Here is an 18714-nt window from a genome sequence, read left to right as displayed (position 1 = left end):
TGGGAAAAACGCGGCATGCATCATGCCGTTTGATTAGTTAGACAAAACCCGCCCGCCATGACGGCGGGCGGGTCTGGGGAAACGCGGAAAGCTAGCCGCCAGGGCTGCTTACATATTATCGATCATCACCTGGCCGAAGCCCGAGCACGACACCTGCGTCGCGCCTTCGAGCAAGCGGGCAAAGTCGTACGTGACCTTCTTGGACAGGATGGATTTTTCCATGCTGGAAATGATCAGGTCGGCCGCTTCGGTCCAGCCCATGTGGCGCAGCATCATTTCGGCCGACAAGATTTCGGAACCGGGGTTCACGTAGTCCTTGCCCGCGTATTTTGGGGCCGTGCCGTGGGTTGCTTCGAACATGGCGACAGAATCGGACAGATTCGCGCCCGGAGCTATGCCGATGCCGCCCACCTGCGCTGCCAGTGCGTCGGAGATGTAGTCGCCGTTCAGGTTCAACGTGGCGATTACGTCATACTCGGCCGGGCGCAGCAGGATCTGTTGCAGGAACGCGTCGGCGATAACGTCCTTGACGATGACTTCCCGGCCGGTCTTCGGATTCTTGAACTTGCACCACGGGCCGCCGTCGATCAGCGTGGCGCCGAATTCCTTCTGCAGCAGCGCGTAGCCCCAGTCGCGGAAGCCGCCTTCCGTGAACTTCATGATGTTGCCCTTGTGCACCAGCGTCAGCGACGTGCGGTCATTGTCGATGACGTACTGCGCCGCCTTGCGCACCAGGCGCTCGGTGCCTTCGCGCGACACCGGCTTGATGCCGATGGACGAGGTGTTCGGGAAGCGGATCTTCTTCACGCCGAGCTTGGTCTGCAGGAACTGGATCAGTTCCTTGGCCTGCTCGCTTTCGGCCATGTATTCGATGCCGGCGTAGATGTCTTCCGAGTTCTCGCGGAAGATCACCATATTGGTCTTTTCCGGCTCGCGGACCGGCGAAGGCACGCCCTTGAAATACGCCACCGGGCGCAGGCAGACGTACAGGTCCAGCTGCTGGCGCAACGCCACGTTCAGCGAACGGATGCCGCCGCCCACCGGCGTGGTCAGCGGGCCCTTGATGGACACGACGTAATCCTTGACCACATCCAGGGTCTCGTCGGGCAGCCACACGTCCGGGCCGTAGACCTTGGTGGCCTTCTCGCCGGCATAGACTTCCATCCAGTGGATCTTGCGCTTGCCGCCGTAGGCCTTCTGCACCGCCGCGTCGACGACCTTGATCATCACCGGCGTGATGTCGGCGCCCGTACCGTCGCCTTCAATGAAGGGGACGATGGGCTGATCGGGCACATTCAGCGAGAAATCAGCATTGACCGTGATCTTCTGGCCGCCAGCGGGAACCTTGATATGTTGGTAGGACATGAATGCTCCATTTGCTCCGAGTGGTTTTTCTGCACGCGCCGGCATCGGGAAGTGCCCGTTCCGGCGGAGATGATCGCCCTCGGGAACCGCGCACTGGATGGCCGATAGCAACCAATTCTATATCGCAAAGCGGCCGGCGAGCCTGACCGTCCGCGCACGGCGGTAAAATAATGCATCACCAGCCCGCTTTCCGCCCCCCTCAGATGTTCAATCCCTCCCGCGACCAAGTCCGCGAATTCTTTATCGAAACCTGGCGCAAGCACCGCGCCTCCGAAGTGCTGACCCCGCTCGAGGCCATCGCGCTGGACTGGATCATCGAACATCCCGAGTACCACGGCGACCTGGAAAACCCCGAGGCGATGACGGCCGAATACTCCGTGGAAAAGGGCCGTACCAATCCCTTTCTGCACCTTTCCATGCACCTGGCCATCGCCGAACAGCTGTCCATCGACCATCCGCCCGGGATCCGTCAGGCCTACCAGCAACTGGTGGCCCGCAGCGACGCCCACCAGGCCGCGCATGAAATCATGGAATGCCTGGGCCAGGTAGTCTGGGAAGCGCAACGCCTGGGCACCCCGCTGGACAGCGATACCTATATCGATCTGATCCGCCAGCGCGCCAGCCGCTGAAACGCCCCGCCTGCCCAAAAGAGAAAAGCCCTCGAATCGAGGGCTTTCTTGTTTTGCGGAAGGACGAGCCTGCGTTGCCTATTTACGCACGCCCAGGTCGCTCGGCTGGGCGGCCAGCCAGGCAGCCACGTTGGAGATGTCCTGGTCGGACAGTTGCGTCGCGAAGGCGCCCATGATGGGGTTCTTGCGCACATTGGCCGTGGCCGCGCTGCCGGAGGCGCCGCGCTTGTAGGCCTTCAGGGCGTGCACCAGGTAATCCGCGTGCTGACCGGCGAGGGTCGGATAGGCCGGATCCACCGCCGTCTTGGCGTCCGCGCCGTGGCAGGATGCACAGTTGAACTTGTCGAAAACGGCCTTGCCGGCCGCCAGGTCCTGCGCCTGGGCGGCAACGCCCGTCATGGCCAGGGTCGCGCCCGCAAGGGCAAGCATGTAGCGATTCATGTGTTTGCCCCCTTACTTGAGATTCGAGTAGTACGCGGCCAGGTCGGCGATGTCCTGGTCGGACAGGCTGCCGGCGATGGCGTCCATCGTGGGATGGCTGCGCGCGCCTTTCTTGTACTCGTTGAGGGCGGTTTCGATGTACTTGGCGTTCTGCCCAGCAATCATCGGCACGTGGTAGAGCTCAGGAAATGTTGCCTTGTAGCCTTCGATGCCGTGGCAACCGATGCACATGGAAACCTTGTCACGGGCGTTCTGGACATTACCGACCACTGCTGCGTCTGCAGCAACAGCCTGGCCGGCGATCGCACAGGATGCCATCGTGGCCAACACGGATACCGTGTACTTCAGAGAGGTTCGCAACTTCATTGGAATGGCTCTTCTTGGTATGGCTAAGGACTAGGGCCTGCTCACACGAAAAGGCCCTCGGCAAACACGTTGCGGGTCGAACCCAAAGCAAAACCGCCTGATTGTACGATAATTGCTCAGGATTAATACCTTACGATGGTATTGATTACCGTCAAATCTCAGAAGCCATCAGACCATGTCCGCAGCCCAGTCCGCTACCTCCGCCTCGCCAGACCGCTTCGACGGGACCGACAACTATGTCGCCACCGATGACCTGAAACTCGCCGTCAATGCCGCCCTTACCTTGCAGCGCCCGCTCCTGATCAAGGGCGAGCCCGGCACCGGCAAGACCATGCTGGCGGAGGAAGTAGCGCGGGCGCTGGGGCGTCCGCTGCTGCAATGGCACATCAAATCCACCACCAAGGCCCATCAGGGTCTGTACGAATACGACGCGGTGTCGCGCCTGCGCGACTCGCAATTGGGCGACGAAAAAGTCCGTGATATCCGGAACTACATCGTGCAGGGCACGCTGTGGCAGGCCTTCCAGTCGCCGGAACCGGTCGTGCTGCTGATCGACGAGATCGACAAGGCCGACATCGAGTTCCCCAACGACCTGCTGCGCGAACTGGACCGCATGGAGTTCCACGTATATGAAACGCGCGAAACCATCTCGGCGCGCCATCGTCCGCTGGTCATCATCACGTCCAACAACGAAAAGGACCTGCCCGACGCCTTCCTGCGCCGCTGCTTCTTCCATTACATCCGCTTCCCCGACCGCGAAACCATGCGCGATATCGTGGCGGTGCACTATCCGCACCTGAAGCAGGACGTGCTGCGCGCCGCGCTGGACACGTTCTTCGCGCTGCGCGACGCGCCTGGCCTCAAGAAAAAGCCGTCCACCTCCGAGCTGCTGGACTGGTTGCGCCTGCTGCTGGCCGAAGGCTCGACCGCAGCGGAAATCGACGCGCACACCGCCACGGCCGTGCCGCTGATGGCGGGCGCGCTGCTCAAGAACGAGCAGGACGTGCACCTCCTGGAACGCCTGGCGGCCATGACGCGCGGCGGCCAACGCCGCTGAGCCGCCTCCTTGCACCGACGGCCCGCATATGCTGATCGATTTCTTCTACCACCTCCGGGCGCACAAGCTCCCCGTCTCGGTCAAGGAATACCTGACCCTGGTGGACGCGTTGCGCCAGGACCTCATGGCGCCCACGCTGGACGAATTCTATTTTCTGGCGCGCGCCACGCTGGTCAAGGACGAGGCGCTCTACGACCGCTATGACAAGGCTTTCGGCGCCTACTACAAGGGCATCGCGGCCGCGCTGCCGGCGGGCAAGGAAATCCCGCTGGACTGGCTCATCAAGCAATTTGAAAAAAGCCTGACCCCGGAAGAAAAAGCCGCGATTGAAAAGCACGGCTGGGACAAGCTGATGGAACTCTTCAAGGAGCGTCTCGAAGAGCAAAAGGAACGCCACGCCGGCGGCAGCAAATGGATCGGCACCGGCGGCACTTCGCCCTTCGGCAATGGAGGCTATCACCCCGAAGGCATACGCGTGGGCGGCGATTCCGCCGGCAACCGCAGCGCGGTCAAGGTCTGGGACATGCGCCAGTTCAAGGACTACGACGACCAGGTCGAACTGGGCACGCGCAACTTCAAGGTTGCCCTGCGCCGCTTGCGGCGCTTCGCGCGGCAAGGCGCGGAAATGGAACTGGATCTGGACGACACCATCGCCAGCACCGCGCGCAATGCCGGCCACCTGGATCTGCGCATGGTCCCGGAACGCCACAATACCGTGAAGGTGCTGATGCTGCTGGACGTAGGCGGCAGCATGGACGACCACATCGGGCGTGTCGAGGAACTGTTCTCGGCGGCGCGCAGCGAATTCCGCAACCTGGAAGTCTATTACTTCCATAACTGCCCCTACGAAAGCCTGTGGCAAAGCAATCGCAGGCGCCAGAGCGAGCGTTTCGACACCTGGGACGTCCTGCGCAAGTACAACCCGGACTGGCGCCTGATCATCGTCGGCGACGCCACCATGAGTCCCTACGAAATCCTGCAGCCGGGCGGCTCGGTCGAGCACTACAACAAGGAGCCCGGCGCTGAATGGATGCGCCGGTTGCTGGACGCCTGGCCCAAATCGGTCTGGCTCAATCCCGAACCCACGGCGTCGTGGCAATACCGTCAGTCCATTGCGCTGATGCGCGACATCATGCAGGGCCGCATGTACCCCGTAACGGTTGCCGGCCTGGAACAGGCCATGCGCGTGCTATCGAAGTAGAAGCAGAGGGGACTGGCGCTCAGCCATCCACGGGCTTTTCCGGCGTATCCAGCGTCAGCTGATAGAACGCCAGATCCAGCCAGCGTCCGAACTTGAAGCCCGCCTCGCGTATGGTGCCCGCATGCGTGAAGCCCAGCTTCTCATGCAGCCGGATGCTGCCCTGATTGGCGGCGTCGATGCCGCCGATCAGCACATGCACCTGATTGGCCCGCGCCCGCTGGATCAGCTCGCGCATCAGCGCCTCGCCCAATCCCCGCCCGCGAAAGCGCCCGTCCACGTACACGGAATGCTCCACCGAGTACTTGTACGCAGGCCAGGCGCGGAATGTGCCATAGCTGGCAAAAGCCATGAGCTCGCCGGCTTCGTTCTCGTATCCCACCACCGGAAATCCGCCCTGCTGCTTGGCCTGGAACCAGCCCTGCATCGCCTCGCGCGGCCGCGGCTTGTAGTCGTACAGCGCGGTGGACGTGGCGATGGCGTCGTTGAAAATGGCTAGTATCTGGTCGGCATGGCGGGCATGCGAACAATCGACCAGGGTTGCGCCATCCGGCGCGCGGGTTTCGGCGTGCGTAGTCATGGCGCAAATTGTAGCGAGCCGCAGGGCCTTGCGGGCCTCGGGCCGGCGGCCGATCCGGACAAAAAAAACCGGCGAAGCCGCCGGTTCAGTGGGGTGTTGCCGCTTCTGGCCACTCTCAGGCGGCGCGGCTCTCCGCAGATCGGTCGATGGACGGCTCGCGGCGCAGGCCGGGGCAATTGCGCCATGCAAGCTCGTCCGCATCCATGTCCAGGTCGAACAGGTCATTGGCGGCGGGCCAGGGATGGCTGCGCGCCGCCGCGCCTTCCATTTCCAGCACGTGTCCGGCAAAGCCCCTGGGCGAGCCGCCGCACTCCGCGAAATATCGTTGTGTGCTCAGGTCCACCACATAGGTGGTCATGTCATGGGTCAGTATGGCCACGAATTGGCCGTCATCACTGGCATAGGCGTACTGAAACTGTCCTTTGATCCCGTCGCCGCTCATGGGGCTGCCGGTCAATTGGGACAAGGCACGCGTGACGATCTCGGTCAGCATGGGTCGTTCCTCCGGTAAATGCGCCGGCAGGATGCCGGCGGCGAAGGCGCGAACGACAAGCACCGGCGCCGCGCGAGAGGCGGCGTCTGGCGTTGGACGGGAAACCTGTGGGCGGGCTGTCGCGCATCCCGTCTGCAACTGGACTGCGTCCTGAAAAGCTTACACCCGCGGGCCCATCGACCTCAAATCAGCCCGGTATTTCGTGATATTGCAGCGCAACATCCCGCATCGACGGCGCTCGCACCCTCTTATGCCGCGGCAACCGGCATGGCGCCTGGCTCTGCGTCACCGTTTTCTTGCCCGCGCCAGTCAGCGCGCCCGATCCGGTACAACACATGCCGCCGCAGCGGATGACCTTCCGGTACCGCGGGATGGTCGAATTCCTGCGGATCCGCCTTCATGCCCAGGCGGTCCATGACGGCGCGCGAGCGCAGGTTGCCGGTGGCCGTGAACGCCACGATCTCTTCCAGCCCCACCTGCTCGAATCCGGCGCGCAGGGCGGCTTGGGCCCCTTCGCTGGCGTAGCCCTTGCCCCAATACCGTTGTGCCAAGCGCCAGCCGATCTCCACGCCCGGCGCGAATGGCAAGACGGGCGTCAACGGCTTGATGCCGACAAAGCCGATGAACGGCGCCACACCCGGCGCCTCCACGGCCCAGAAGCCCCAGCCGTGCTCGTCGATGCCAGCGGCCAGCCTGTCGGCGAGCGCGTCGCTCTCCGACGCGCTCAGCGGCAGCAGATATTCGGTCACGCGGGAATCCTGGTTCAGCGCCGCGAAAGGTTCACGATCGGCGGCGCGCCACTGTCGCAGGACCAGGCGCGGTGTTTCGATTTCCAGGGATAGAGACATAACGGACTTCCTTGCCTTGTGATGCCAGGCCGCCGGTGGCCGAGAAGCCCGTCCCGCGGAAAGGCCGCCCCGCGGAAAAGGCCGCCCCGCGGCCCCTGAACCATTGCCAACGTATACACTCCAACGGATTCTGCCATGCCAAAGGAATTGTCTGCCATGCGCTTGTCCCTGTCGAAGCTGCCGCGCCCGCTGAGCGTGCTGCTGTTTTCCTCCTTCCTGGCCTTTCAGGCCGGCGCCGCCAGCCTGCCGGCGGGCGTCTCGGAGGCCGCCTCGATTGAAGGCATCACCGAATACCGCCTCGCCAATGGCCTGAGAGTGCTGCTGGTTCCAGACGAATCCAAGCCGTCCACCACCGTCAACATGACCTATCTGGTGGGCTCGCGCAACGAGAACTACGGCCAGACAGGCATGGCGCACCTGCTGGAGCACATGCTCTTCAAGGGCACCTCGACCACCCGCAACGCCATGGGCGAGTTCTCGCGCCGCGGCCTGCAAGCCAACGGCTCGACCTCCAGCGACCGCACCAATTACTTCGCCAGCTTTGCCGCCAACCCCGAAACGCTCAAGTGGTACCTGGGCTGGCAGGCCGACGCCATGGTCAATTCCTTGATCGCCAAGGAAGACCTGGATTCGGAAATGACCGTCGTCCGCAACGAAATGGAAAGCGGAGAAAACAGTCCTTTCCGCATCCTGATGCAGAAGATGCAGGCCGCGGCATTCCAGTGGCACAGCTACGGCAAGAACACCATCGGCGCGCGTTCCGACGTCGAGAACGTGGACATCGGCCAGTTGCGCGCCTTCTATCACGAGTACTACCAGCCGGATAACGCGGTGCTGATCGTGGCGGGCAAGTTCGATCCGCAGGCGACGCTGGCCGATATCGAGGAAACGCTGGGCAAGCTACCCAAGCCCGACCGCAAGCTCCCACCCGAATACACCGTCGAACCCGCCCAGGACGGCGAACGCTCCGTGACCTTGCGCCGCACGGGCGGCACGCCGCTGGTCGCGGCTATGTACCATATCCCGGCCGCCGGCAGCGCCGAGTTCGTGCCGCTGGATCTGGCCGCCACCATCCTCGCCGACACGCCTTCGGGCCGTCTCTATCACGCCCTGGTCCCGACCAAGCTGGCCTCCGGCGTGTTTGGCTTCACCATGGAAAACCTCGATCCGGGCCTGGCGATGTTCGCCGCCCAACTGACGCCCGGCAAGAGCCTGGACGCGGCCATGAAGGCGCTGACCGGCACGCTGGAAACGCTGGACAAAAAGCCGTTCACGCAACAGGAACTGGATCGCGCCCGCAGCAAATGGCTGACGGCCTGGGAACAGACCTACAGCGATCCTGAGCAGGTGGGGGTGGCACTGTCGGAGGCCATCGCCGCCGGTGACTGGCGTCTGTTCTTCCTGCAGCGCGATCGCGCCCGCAAGGCAACGCTGGCCGAAGTGCAGCGCGCCGCGACCACTTATTTCGTCCGCAGCAACAGCGTCGAAGGCCGCTACATCCCCACCGAAAAGCCCGTGCGCGCACCGCAAGAGCAGCGAGTGGACCTGACCGCCGTCTTCAAGGACTACAAGGGTGATCCGGACTTCAAGGCCGCCTCGGCCTTCGATCCCACGCCTGAAAACATCGACAAGCTGACACAACGCAAGAAGCTGGATCTGCCCAATGGGCCGGTCCAGCTGGCGCTCCTGCCCAAGGCCACGCGCGGCAACCGCGTACAGGCCCAGATGCTCATCCAGTTCGGCAACGAAAAGGACCTGCTCGGCCAACGCGTGAACTCCAGCGCCGTGGCGGACTTGCTGATTCGCGGCACCGCCAAGCTGTCGCGCCAGGACATCCAGGACCGCCTGGACAAACTGCAGGCGGAACTCGGCTTTAGCGGCGGCGGCACGACGCTGAAGATCGCCATGTCGACCAAGGGCGAAAACCTGCCGGAACTCACCGCCCTGGCCCTGGACATCGTCCGCAACGCCAATTTCCCCAAGGAACAGCTCGAGGAATACCAGCGCCAGCTCGAAACCTCGATCCAGAACGCCATGACCGAACCCTCGGCGCTGGCCGGACGCGCGCTGGCCCGCCAGGACAACCCGTGGCCCGCGAATGACCTGCGCTACGTTCCGACCTTCGAGGAATCGCTTGCCGGCGTGCGCGCATTGAACCGTGACGCGCTGGTCAAGTTCCATTCCAAGTTCTACGGCGCAGGCAATATCGAGTATTCGGCAGTGGGCGATTTTGAACCCGCGGCAGTGGAGCAGGCGCTCACGAAGGGACTGGCTGGCTGGAAGAAGGCTCCCGCCTACACCCGCGTGCCCAATCCCTACCGTGACATTCCCGCCAAGCAGTTCGACATCGACACGCCCGACAAGGCCAATGCGTTCTATATCTCGCGCATGCCGCTGAAGCTGCAGGACACAGACGCGGACTACGCCGCGCTGTACCTGGCCAACTACCTGTTCGGCGCCTCGGAAACCTCGCGTCTGTGGAACCGCGTGCGCGAGACCGACGGGCTGTCGTATAACGTACGCAGCTCGCTGTCGGTGTCTTCGTACGAACCGTCAGCCAGCTGGACCATGTATGCCATCTACGCTCCGCAGAACCGCGAACGTCTTGAGAAGGCTGTCGGCGAAGAACTGGCTCGCGTGCTGAAGGACGGCTTCTCCGACAAGGAAATCTCGGACGGCATCACCGCCCTGCTGAACTACCGCAACCTGGCCCGCGCGCAGGACGACGTCCTGGCCAGCACCTGGCTGGACTACATGCAGCGCGGCCGCACGTTTGCCTGGTCAGCAGAGATGGACAAGAAGATCTCCGCGCTGACCGCCGCCTCGGTCAATACCGCCTTGCGCAAGTACCTGCGCGCCGACGGCTTCAGCACGGCAGTGGCTGGCGATTTCAAGAAAAAGACAGCCCCCTGACCCTCTTGTAACCGACAAAGGCCCCGCCATGGCGGGGCCTTTTTTTGCCTTCCAGCGCTTCTGTACTTGGAAAAAGTCCCAGAATTCAAGCTCGACTATGCCAAAAATGGATGAAATAAGGATAGCGGATTAGATTACTCGGCTATTTGGAAAGATGTTTTCAGGAAATACGGGTTTATCCCAGGTGGGACAACGCGCACAATTCAGTCATCGGGAACAACAACGAACCACGACGGAGGGCCGCCGGATTCGGTCCCCAACTAAGACGAATTGGAGGTCTACCATGAAAACCCTAACCACCACCCTGCTCCTGTCCCTAGCCCTGGTTGGCGTCGGTGCACAAGCTGCCGGCGTTGAACAAGCCAAGAGCAGCGCCCAGGTCGCAACCGAACTGCAGCAAGCCAAGGCCAGCGGCCAGTACACCTTCGGTGAACTGGAATATCCGCCCGCCCTGCCCCAGACCACCAGCCTGAGCTCGCAGGAAGTGCAGGCGCAGCTGCAACAAGCCAAGATCAGCGGTCAATACACCTTTGGCGAGCTGGAATACCCGGCGGCTGTGTCCGCCCCGGCCAGCGCCAAGACCCGCGCTGATGTCCAGCAGGAACTGGCTCAAGCCAAGGCCAGCGGCCAATACACGTTCGGCGAACTCGAGTACCCGCCGATCACCCGGTGAGCTGCTTGCTGTGGCCCGGCCGGCCTCGAACGGCATCATGGTTTGAGGCCGGTTTTTTCCGGCGACAGCAGCGGTAGAAGTAGCAGTAGAAGTTGAAGTAGCAGTAGAAGTTGAAGTTGATACAGCATTTGCAGTACTTGCAGTAGCAGTAGCAGCACGGGACCGCGGCGCAAGCCGCGGTCTTTTCACGTGCGCGTTCCCCATGCTTCGCACCGGCAAAAAAAAGCCGCGACCCGGGTCGCGGCTTTTTGTTTGCTTCGGGCAGATCAGCTGAAGAATTCCTTCACCCGGTCGGTCCAGGACTTGCTTTGCGGCGAATGGCGGTCGCCGCCGTCATTCAGCGAAGCCTCGAACTGGCGCAGGATATTCTTCTGATCCTCGCTCAGGCGTACCGGCGTTTCCACCACCACGTGGCAATAGAGGTCGCCCGGGTAGCTTCCGCGCACGCCGCGGATGCCCTTGCCGCGCAGACGGAAGGTCTTGCCCGATTGCGTGCCTTCGGGGATCGAGATCTCGGCCTTGCCGCCCAGCGTTGGCACCTGCAGTTCACCGCCCAGCGCCGCCGAGGTGAACGGAATCGTCAGCTCGCAGTGCAGGTCATCGCCATCGCGCTGGAAGATCTTGTGCTGCTTGATGTGGATTTCCACATACAGATCTCCCGGAGGACCGCCGTTGATGCCCGGCTCGCCGTTGCCGCTGGAGCGGATGCGCATGCCGTCATCGATACCGGCAGGAATCTTGACCTGCAGCGTCTTGTTGCGGCGGATACGGCCCACGCCGTCGCAGGCGGGGCAGGGATCGGTGATTTCCTTACCGTTGCCATGGCAGGTCGGGCAAGTCTGCTGCACGCTGAAAAAGCCCTGCTGCATGCGCACGGCGCCCGAACCGCCGCAGGTGCGGCAGGTCTTGGGCGAAGTGCCGGCCTTGGCGCCGGAACCGTGGCAGGTGTCGCAGTTCTCCCAGCTGGGCACGCGGATTTCTGTGTCGAAGCCGGCCGCGGCCTGCTCCAGCGTGATTTCCAGCGCGTACTTCAGGTCAGCGCCGCGATAGACCTGCGGGCCGCCGCCACGGCGGCCACCGCCGCCGCCGCCAAAGATCTCGCCAAAGATGTCGCCGAATGCGTCGGCGAAACCGCCGCCCATGCCACCGCCCATGCCGGCGGAGTTGGGATCCACACCCGCATGACCGTAGCGGTCGTATGCGGCGCGCTTTTGCTCATCGCCCAGGACCTCGTAGGCTTCCTTGGCTTCCTTGAACTTCTCTTCGGCTTCTTTGCTGTCCGGATTGCGGTCCGGATGGTATTTCATGGCCAGCTTTCGATAGGCCTTCTTGAGGTCGTCGTCCGAGGCGTTCTTCGCTACGCCCAGGACGTCGTAATAGTCACGTTTTGCCATGATCCGTGGGCTCGAAAACGAGCCTTCTTTTCAGTGCTACAGAATGAGTACGCCCGGTAGGCGGATTTCTCCGGCTACCGGGCGGCAGAGGCAGGTCAGCGCCCGGCCATTATTGGTCGCGCTTGACTTCCTTGAAGTCGGCGTCGACGACATTGTCGTCCACCGGCTTCGCGTTGTCGGCCGCTTGCTGCTGGCCGGCGGCTTGCTGCGCCTGCATGTCGGCGTACATCTTCTCGCCCAGCTTCTGCGAAACCGTCGACAGGGCTTCCACCTTGGCGTCGATCGCGGCCTTGTCGCCGTCCTTCAGCGTGTCTTCCAGTTCCTTGATGGCGGCTTCGATGCCTTCCTTTTCGGAAGCCTCGAGCTTGTCGCCATACTCGGTCAGGGACTTGCGGGTGGCATGCACCAGCGCATCGGCCTGGTTGCGCGACTGGGCCAGTTCGGCAATGCGGTGATCTTCCTCGGCGTTGGCCTCGGCATCCTTGACCATGCGCTGGATCTCGTCTTCCGACAGACCCGAGTTGGCCTTGATGGTGATCTTGTTTTCCTTGCCGGTGCCCTTGTCCTTGGCCGACACGTGCAGGATGCCGTTGGCGTCGATGTCGAACGTGACTTCGATCTGCGGCATGCCGCGCGGCGACGGCGGGATCCCTTCGAGGTTGAACTCGCCCAGGGCCTTGTTGCCCGCGGCAATTTCGCGCTCGCCCTGGAACACCTTGATCGTCACGGCCGGCTGGTTGTCGTCAGCGGTCGAGAAGGTCTGCGAGAAACGGGTCGGGATGGTCGTGTTCTTCTGGATCATCTTGGTCATCACGCCGCCCAGGGTTTCAATGCCCAGGGACAGAGGGGTGACGTCCAGCAGCAGCACGTCCTTGCGGTCGCCCGACAGCACGGAACCCTGGATCGCGGCGCCAGCGGCGACGGCTTCGTCGGGGTTCACGTCCTTGCGCGGATCCTTGCCGAAGAATTCCTTCACCTTTTCCTGAACCTTGGGCATGCGGGTCATGCCGCCGACCAGGATCACGTCGTCGATGTCGGAAACCTTCACGCCGGCGTCCTTGATGGCCACGCGGCAGGGCTCGATCGTGCGTTCGATCAGTTCTTCGACCAGCGCTTCCAGCTTGGCGCGCGTGATCTTCAGGTTCAAGTGCTTCGGACCCGAAGCGTCGGCCGTGATGTACGGCAGGTTGATCTCGGTCTGTTGAGCCGAAGACAGTTCGATCTTGGCCTTTTCAGCCGCTTCCTTCAGGCGCTGCAGGGCCAGCACGTCCTTGGACAGATCAACGCCTTGTTCCTTCTTGAACTCGGCAATGATGTAGTCGATGATGCGCTGGTCGAAGTCTTCGCCGCCCAGGAAGGTGTCGCCGTTGGTCGACAGCACTTCGAACTGCTTTTCGCCGTCCACGTCGGCGATTTCGATGATGGACACGTCGAACGTGCCGCCGCCCAGGTCATAGACGGCGATCTTGCGGTCGCCCTTTTCGGTCTTGTCCAGGCCGAAAGCCAGCGCGGCAGCGGTCGGTTCGTTGATGATGCGCTTGACTTCCAGACCGGCGATGCGGCCGGCGTCCTTGGTGGCCTGGCGCTGGCTGTCGTTGAAGTAGGCGGGCACGGTGATGACGGCCTCGGTCACTTCTTCGCCCAGGTAGTCCTCGGCGGTCTTCTTCATCTTGCGCAGCACGTCGGCCGACACTTGGGGAGGCGCCATCTTCTTGCCGCGCACTTCCACCCAGGCGTCGCCGTTGTCGGCCTTGACGATGGCATAGGGCATCAGGTTGATGTCCTTCTGCACCGCCTTCTCTTCGAACTTGCGGCCGATCAGGCGCTTCACCGCGTACAGGGTATTGCGCGGGTTGGTCACAGCCTGGCGCTTGGCCGGCGCGCCGACCAGGGTTTCGCCATCGTCCATGTAGGCGACGATGGACGGAGTGGTGCGGGCGCCTTCCGCGTTTTCAATGATTTTGACCTGCCCGCCGTCCATGACAGCCACGCAGCTGTTGGTCGTGCCCAGGTCAATGCCAATAATCTTGCTCATGGTCGGTTACCTTGATTGAATCTGAATCTATGAAAATAGGGAGAAACTTCTTGTCCCCACATAACTGGGGCTACCCGCAGGGTTTTTCAAGACACCTGGCCGGAATTTTCTGCAGCGCTTTCCTGCAAACGGCGAATGGCCGCGGTGAACTGCGGCAGGCCGGGCCAGCCCGTGATGCGGCCCAGCCGCTTGCCGGCCCGGTACAGCACAAAAGTGGGGACGCCATGCAGCGAAAACCGCCTTCCCAGCGCCTCGTCTGCGTAGACGTCGGCCTCGAACCAGGTCAAGCCCAGTTCCAGCAGCGTTTCCTGGTGCAGCAGCGCGGCCTGCTTGAACAGATTGCAGTTATAGCAATCCTGGCCCCACAGGAACACGCAGCGCAGATCCGTCCCCGGCGCCTGGACCACGTCCGCGTCGAAACCCGCAGTGTCGACATGCCGCATGCCGAACACCTGGAATACCTGGGCGGGATCGAAGCGGGGGTCCGTCATGGCGCGCGGCCTGCTCAGCCCTGGCCGGCGGACACCACCACCAGCGCCGGGCGCAAGGTCCGGTCCGCGATGGCGTAGCCCTTCTGCAGCAGCTGCACCACCGTATTGGCGGGCTGTTCCGCAGGGATGGACGAAATGGCCTGATGCAGGTGCGGGTCGAACTTGTCGCCCTGCGCCGGCGCGATTTCCTTAAGCAGGTTGCGCTCGAAGGCAGCGGTCAGCTGCTTGAGCGTCACCTGGACGCCTTCGCTCAGGGTCTCGACGGTTTGTTCGGGCTGGGCCAGCGCGGCTTCCAGGCTGTCCTTGACCGGGACCAGGCTTTCGGCAAACGACTCGATGCCGAACTTGCGCGCCTTGGAAACGTCTTCCTGGGCGCGGCGGCGCACGTTCTCGGCTTCGGCCCGCAGGCGCAAAAGCTGGTCGTGCTGCTCATTGACGGTAGCCTGGGCGGCGTCCAGCTGGGCGCGCAACTCGTTCAGCTCGGCCTGCGCGGCGCCCTCGGCGGCGGAAGCCGCATCGGCGTTCTGGCCGACTTCGGGCGTCTGATCTACAGGCTCGTTGGGTGCCGTCATGGGGAATCCTCCAAAAAGTATGGCTTTCGCAGACATGAATGGGGGCCAATACCCCTATTTCAAGCCCGGGAAAGCAAATATTCCCTGACGGCGGGTAGAAGCGCAGCCAGGCGGAAATCGTGAAAAATCCGCCCAACTTCTGCCAAATGCCGTCAAATCCGAGACTGCAAGCATAAATACATCGCCTTCAGTCGCCATCCGGCAAATGGCGGACGCCGCAGCGGCGCTACTTCTTGCGAGGCTGCGCGGGCGCCACGGGATCGCTGGCGGGAAAACTGTCCTTCAGGGCCCGATCCACCTCGCGGTCCTCGTCGGGTTCCGGGTTGATGGCAATGGGATCGCTGGCGGGAAAGGTCTCGGCCAGCGCCTCGTCCAGCTCGTGCTCTACCTGATCTTCGTCCACCGGGGTGCTGACCTGCCCCTTTTTGACGACCTTTCCAGTCTTGGGATCATGGTGCATGCGCCTTCTCCTTCAAGTCCGTGATTTGCCCGGGCCACCCCTGCAAGTGGCGTTCCACCAGGCTGGCCAGCCCTGCGATCCAGGCCGGATCGTCATTGATCGCCGGGATGTAGCGGAACTGTTTGCCGCCGGCGCCGATGAAGGCGTCGCGGCACTCCAGGCTGATTTCTTCCAGGGTTTCCAGACAGTCTGCCACAAAACCCGGACACACCACATCGACCTCGGTCACCCCGGCCGCGGCCAGCGCCTTCAGGGTGGGTTCGGTATAGGGCTCCAGCCAGCGGGCGGTGCCGAAGCGGCTCTGGAAGGTCACCTCGATCTGCTCGCGCGGCAGCGACAGGCGCTGGGACAGCAGGCGCGCCGTTTCCATGCAATCGCGGTAGTACGGATCGCCCAGCTCGATCGAATAGCGCGGCAGGCCATGGAAGCTCATGACCAGCTTCTGCGGCTTGCCGTTATCCTGCCAGTAACGTTCGATACGGCCGGCCAGCGCGTCCAGATAGGCAGGCTCTTCGTGGAAGCGCTTGATGAAGCGCAGTTCGGGCTGGTCGCGCAGGCGAGCCGCATGGCGGGTGACCGCGTCCACCACCGTGGCGGTGGTGCTGGCGGCGTACTGCGGATAGAGCGGAACGGTCAGGATGCGCTCGCAGCCTTGCTGCCGCAGGCGCGACATGGCGTCGGGGATCGAAGGGTTGCCGTAGCGCATACCGAGCTCGACCACGGCATCGATGCCGGCCTCGGCCAGGGCGGCGCGCACGCCGTCGGCCTGGCGCCGGCTGTACACCATCAGCGGCGAACCTTCCTTCATCCAGACGCCGGCATAGCGCGGCTCCAGCTTCTTGGGCCGCATCGTCAGGACCAGGCAATGCAGGATGGGCTTCCACAGATAGCGCGGGATCTCGATCACCCGCGGATCGGACAGGAACTCGCGCAGATACCTGCGTATGTCTTTCCGGTCCGGCGTGTCGGGAGTGCCCAGGTTCACCAGCAGCACGCCGAGCTTGGCGGCGCCACGCGGCGCGGGATCTTCATTGAAGGGGTCCTCCTGCTCGGGTTCCGGCAGATAGCGCTCGGGCCACAGGTACTTGAACAGGCGAAGAAACACAAACACTCCCCTTCCTCCGCGAGGAGGACGTAGCTTCGGATGGACCTACTGGTTGTGGCTGAGGGCGTTGGACAGCAAGCGCGCCGTGATATCCACGATGGGAATGACGCGTTCGTAGGCCATGCGCGTGGGACCGATGACGCCCAGCGTGCCCACGACCTTGCCGTCCACGCCGTAAGGCGCGGTGATGACCGACACTTCTTCCATCGGCACCAGCTGCGAATCGCCGCCGATGTAGATCTGCACGCCCTGGGCGCGGGTGGACACGTCCAGCAACTGCAGCAGATCGGTTTTTTTCTCGAACAACGAGAACATTTTGCGCAGCCGATCCATGTCGGATGCGATGTCGGTTACGTCCAGCAGCTTGCGCTCGCCGGAAATGACCATGGCATCGCCGTCTTCGGCGGCTTCCGCGCTGGCCTCGACCGCGGCCTGCATCAGACGCGAGATGTCTTCGCGCAGTTGCGCCAGTTCAGTCGACAGGGTCTGCCGCACGGCGTTGAAGGATTTGCCGGCAAAGTGCATGTTGAAGAAATTGCCGGCTTCCAGCAGTTCCGCTTCGGAATAGTCGCGCTGCACGAAAAGAATGCGGTTCTGGACGTCGCCGTCGGGCGTGACGATGATGAGCAGCACGCGCTTGTCGGACAGCCGGATGAATTCGATCTGGCGAAACACCTGGGCGCGCTTGGGCGTCAGCACCACGCCCGCGAATTGGGTCAGGTTGGACAGCAATGCCGCCGCGGCGTTGACCGCCCGGGTAGGTTCGGCGGCCGCCAGCATTTCGCCCATGTTGTGAGGCTCCAGCTGGTAGGATTGGACCGCCAGCAGCGAATCGACGAACATGCGGTAACCCCGCGGCGTGGGAATACGGCCGGCGGAGGTGTGCGGGCTATGGATCAGTCCCAGTTCTTCGAGGTCCGCCATGACATTGCGGATCGTGGCCGGGGACAAGTCGAATACTTTCGATAGCGTCCGCGAGCCGACTGGCTGCCCATCGGCGATATAGCGTTCGATCAACGCTTTCAGTAGTGCGCGTGCGCGGTCATCCATAACAAGTATTTTAGGGAATCTTTTTCAGTTGAGGCGATTTTTGTCCCGCAAGCCCATATGCGGCCCCATATAATCGGCTAAACCGTCCATCCCGGGCAGGTTTCGGCTTTCCGGTTTCGCCTTTTCATTCGCAAGCAGCCATGCATTTTCCTACCGTAGCCCTGATCGGCAGATACCAGGACACCGGCCTGGACACACCGCTGAGAGCACTGGCCCACGCGCTGACGCAGGCGGGCCGGCAGGTGCTCATCGACGCGGACACGGCGCGCAATACCGGACTGACCGAATACCCCGTCGCCACGCTCGAGGAAATCGGCAAGACCGCATCGCTCGCCGTGGTCATGGGCGGCGACGGCACCGTGCTCGGCGCAAGCCGCCACCTGGCTCCCTACGGCATGCCGCTGGTCGGCATCAACCACGGACGCCTGGGTTTCATCACCGACATCGCCTTGCAGGACGCGCATGGCGCGCTGGCGCGCGTCCTCGAAGGCAGCTTCCAGATCGAAGAACGCATGCTGCTTGAAGGCAGCGTGTGGCGCGGCGACCAGAAGATGTACTCCGCGTCCGCCCTGAACGACGTGGTGCTGAACCGCGCGGGGCGCGGCGGCATGATCGAAGTCCGGGTCGAACTGGACGGCTCCTTCATGTACACGCAGCGCGCCGACGGCCTGATCATCGCCACCCCGACCGGCTCCACCGCGTACGCGCTGTCGGCCAACGGCCCCATCCTGCATCCCGGCATGAACGCCATGGTGCTGGTGCCGGTAGCGCCGCAAACGCTGTCCAACCGCCCCATCGTCATCCCCGACACCGGAGTGTTGAACATGACGCTGACCGCAATGGGCCGCGTGGAAGTCGGCGCCAGCGTGCATTTCGACATGCAGACGTGGTCCGACCTGCAGCCGGGCGACCGCATCGTCGTGCAGCGCGCCCCCTATACCATCCGCTTCGTGCATCCCGAAGGCTACAGCTTCTTCTCCACCCTGCGCCGCAAGCTGCATTGGAACCTGATGCCCGAGGCCACCGACAACGTAGAGTAGTAAA

General features: G+C 63.0%; 19 protein-coding genes. 6 read left to right on the top strand and 13 right to left on the bottom strand.

Annotation, left to right across the window (positions count from 1 at the left end; genetic code table 11):
* Positions 1–108: 108 nt before the first annotated feature.
* Entirely contained in the window at positions 109–1365 is a 1257-nt protein-coding gene (icd, locus tag VCS63_RS08285) for an NADP-dependent isocitrate dehydrogenase (RefSeq protein ID WP_042796604.1), read from the bottom strand.
* A 203-nt stretch (positions 1366–1568) separates the two neighbouring features.
* On the opposite strand from icd, the gene VCS63_RS08280 reads away from it, so the two are divergent.
* Complete coding sequence (locus VCS63_RS08280; protein ID WP_042796603.1) at positions 1569–1994, top strand: DUF1841 family protein; 426 nt, start codon at positions 1569–1571, stop codon at positions 1992–1994.
* Between the two features lie 78 nt (positions 1995–2072).
* On the opposite strand, the gene VCS63_RS08275 is transcribed toward VCS63_RS08280, so the two are convergent.
* Both VCS63_RS08275 and VCS63_RS08270 read right to left on the bottom strand, forming a co-directional pair.
* Complete coding sequence (locus VCS63_RS08275) at positions 2073–2435, bottom strand: c-type cytochrome (protein ID WP_042796602.1); 363 nt, start codon at positions 2433–2435, stop codon at positions 2073–2075.
* A gap of 12 nt (positions 2436–2447) precedes the next feature.
* Positions 2448–2801: a c-type cytochrome gene (locus VCS63_RS08270; protein ID WP_042796601.1), complete on the bottom strand. Its 354-nt coding sequence runs from the start codon at positions 2799–2801 to the stop codon at positions 2448–2450.
* 175 nt (positions 2802–2976) lie between these two features.
* Between VCS63_RS08270 and VCS63_RS08265 the strand changes: the two genes are divergently transcribed.
* Together VCS63_RS08265 and VCS63_RS08260 are read left to right on the top strand one after the other, a co-directional pair.
* Entirely contained in the window at positions 2977–3858 is an 882-nt protein-coding gene (locus VCS63_RS08265) for an AAA family ATPase (RefSeq protein WP_042796600.1), read from the top strand.
* A gap of 28 nt (positions 3859–3886) precedes the next feature.
* A complete protein-coding gene (locus VCS63_RS08260; RefSeq protein ID WP_042796599.1) occupies positions 3887–5059 on the top strand; it encodes a vWA domain-containing protein in 1173 nt (390 codons plus the stop codon).
* Positions 5060–5078: 19 nt separating this feature from the next.
* On the opposite strand, the gene VCS63_RS08255 is transcribed toward VCS63_RS08260, so the two are convergent.
* The 3 genes from VCS63_RS08255 to VCS63_RS08245 all read right to left on the bottom strand — a co-directional run bounded on the left by VCS63_RS08255 (position 5079) and on the right by VCS63_RS08245 (position 6977).
* Entirely contained in the window at positions 5079–5636 is a 558-nt protein-coding gene (locus VCS63_RS08255) for a GNAT family N-acetyltransferase (protein WP_063642166.1), read from the bottom strand.
* A 115-nt stretch (positions 5637–5751) separates the two neighbouring features.
* The gene (locus tag VCS63_RS08250) at positions 5752–6129 is read right to left on the bottom strand and encodes a hypothetical protein (RefSeq protein WP_042796598.1); all 378 of its coding nucleotides are present in this window, start codon (positions 6127–6129) and stop codon (positions 5752–5754) included.
* Between the two features lie 248 nt (positions 6130–6377).
* A complete protein-coding gene (locus VCS63_RS08245) occupies positions 6378–6977 on the bottom strand; it encodes a GNAT family N-acetyltransferase (protein WP_323879268.1) in 600 nt (199 codons plus the stop codon).
* Positions 6978–7133: 156 nt separating this feature from the next.
* Between VCS63_RS08245 and VCS63_RS08240 the strand changes: the two genes are divergently transcribed.
* Complete coding sequence (locus VCS63_RS08240; RefSeq protein ID WP_063642168.1) at positions 7134–9890, top strand: M16 family metallopeptidase; 2757 nt, start codon at positions 7134–7136, stop codon at positions 9888–9890.
* Positions 9891–10173: 283 nt separating this feature from the next.
* Positions 10174–10563 (top strand): DUF4148 domain-containing protein, encoded by a 390-nt coding sequence (locus tag VCS63_RS08235; RefSeq protein ID WP_063960039.1) that lies wholly within the window; start codon positions 10174–10176, stop codon positions 10561–10563.
* A gap of 266 nt (positions 10564–10829) precedes the next feature.
* Here the strand turns inward: VCS63_RS08235 and dnaJ are convergent, their stop codons facing one another.
* The 7 genes from dnaJ to hrcA all read right to left on the bottom strand — a co-directional run bounded on the left by dnaJ (position 10830) and on the right by hrcA (position 17670).
* The gene (gene dnaJ / locus VCS63_RS08230) at positions 10830–11957 is read right to left on the bottom strand and encodes a molecular chaperone DnaJ (protein ID WP_042796595.1); all 1128 of its coding nucleotides are present in this window, start codon (positions 11955–11957) and stop codon (positions 10830–10832) included.
* A gap of 109 nt (positions 11958–12066) precedes the next feature.
* The gene (gene dnaK / locus VCS63_RS08225; protein ID WP_042796594.1) at positions 12067–13992 is read right to left on the bottom strand and encodes a molecular chaperone DnaK; all 1926 of its coding nucleotides are present in this window, start codon (positions 13990–13992) and stop codon (positions 12067–12069) included.
* 86 nt (positions 13993–14078) lie between these two features.
* The gene (locus VCS63_RS08220; RefSeq protein WP_042796593.1) at positions 14079–14483 is read right to left on the bottom strand and encodes a thioredoxin family protein; all 405 of its coding nucleotides are present in this window, start codon (positions 14481–14483) and stop codon (positions 14079–14081) included.
* A gap of 14 nt (positions 14484–14497) precedes the next feature.
* Positions 14498–15055 carry a nucleotide exchange factor GrpE gene (grpE, locus tag VCS63_RS08215; RefSeq protein WP_042796592.1) on the bottom strand — a complete coding sequence of 186 codons (558 nt, stop codon included), beginning with the start codon at positions 15053–15055 and terminating at the stop codon, positions 14498–14500.
* A gap of 226 nt (positions 15056–15281) precedes the next feature.
* Positions 15282–15515 (bottom strand): hypothetical protein, encoded by a 234-nt coding sequence (locus tag VCS63_RS08210; protein WP_042796591.1) that lies wholly within the window; start codon positions 15513–15515, stop codon positions 15282–15284.
* On the bottom strand, positions 15505–16620 hold the full coding sequence (hemH, locus tag VCS63_RS08205; protein WP_063642344.1) for a ferrochelatase: 1116 nt from the start codon (positions 16618–16620) through the stop codon (positions 15505–15507). The genes VCS63_RS08210 and hemH overlap by 11 nt, the downstream gene beginning before the upstream one ends.
* A gap of 45 nt (positions 16621–16665) precedes the next feature.
* Complete coding sequence (gene hrcA / locus VCS63_RS08200; protein ID WP_042796590.1) at positions 16666–17670, bottom strand: heat-inducible transcriptional repressor HrcA; 1005 nt, start codon at positions 17668–17670, stop codon at positions 16666–16668.
* Between the two features lie 140 nt (positions 17671–17810).
* On the opposite strand from hrcA, the gene VCS63_RS08195 reads away from it, so the two are divergent.
* Positions 17811–18710 carry an NAD kinase gene (locus VCS63_RS08195; protein ID WP_042796589.1) on the top strand — a complete coding sequence of 300 codons (900 nt, stop codon included), beginning with the start codon at positions 17811–17813 and terminating at the stop codon, positions 18708–18710.
* Positions 18711–18714 lie beyond the last annotated feature (4 nt).

This window comes from Achromobacter sp. D10 (assembly GCF_035282245.1).
GTDB classification, from domain to species: Bacteria; Pseudomonadota; Gammaproteobacteria; order Burkholderiales; family Burkholderiaceae_B; genus Achromobacter; species Achromobacter insolitus.
Note: the sequence above shows the minus strand (reverse complement) of the source record. Positions and strands in the feature narration are given on the sequence as shown.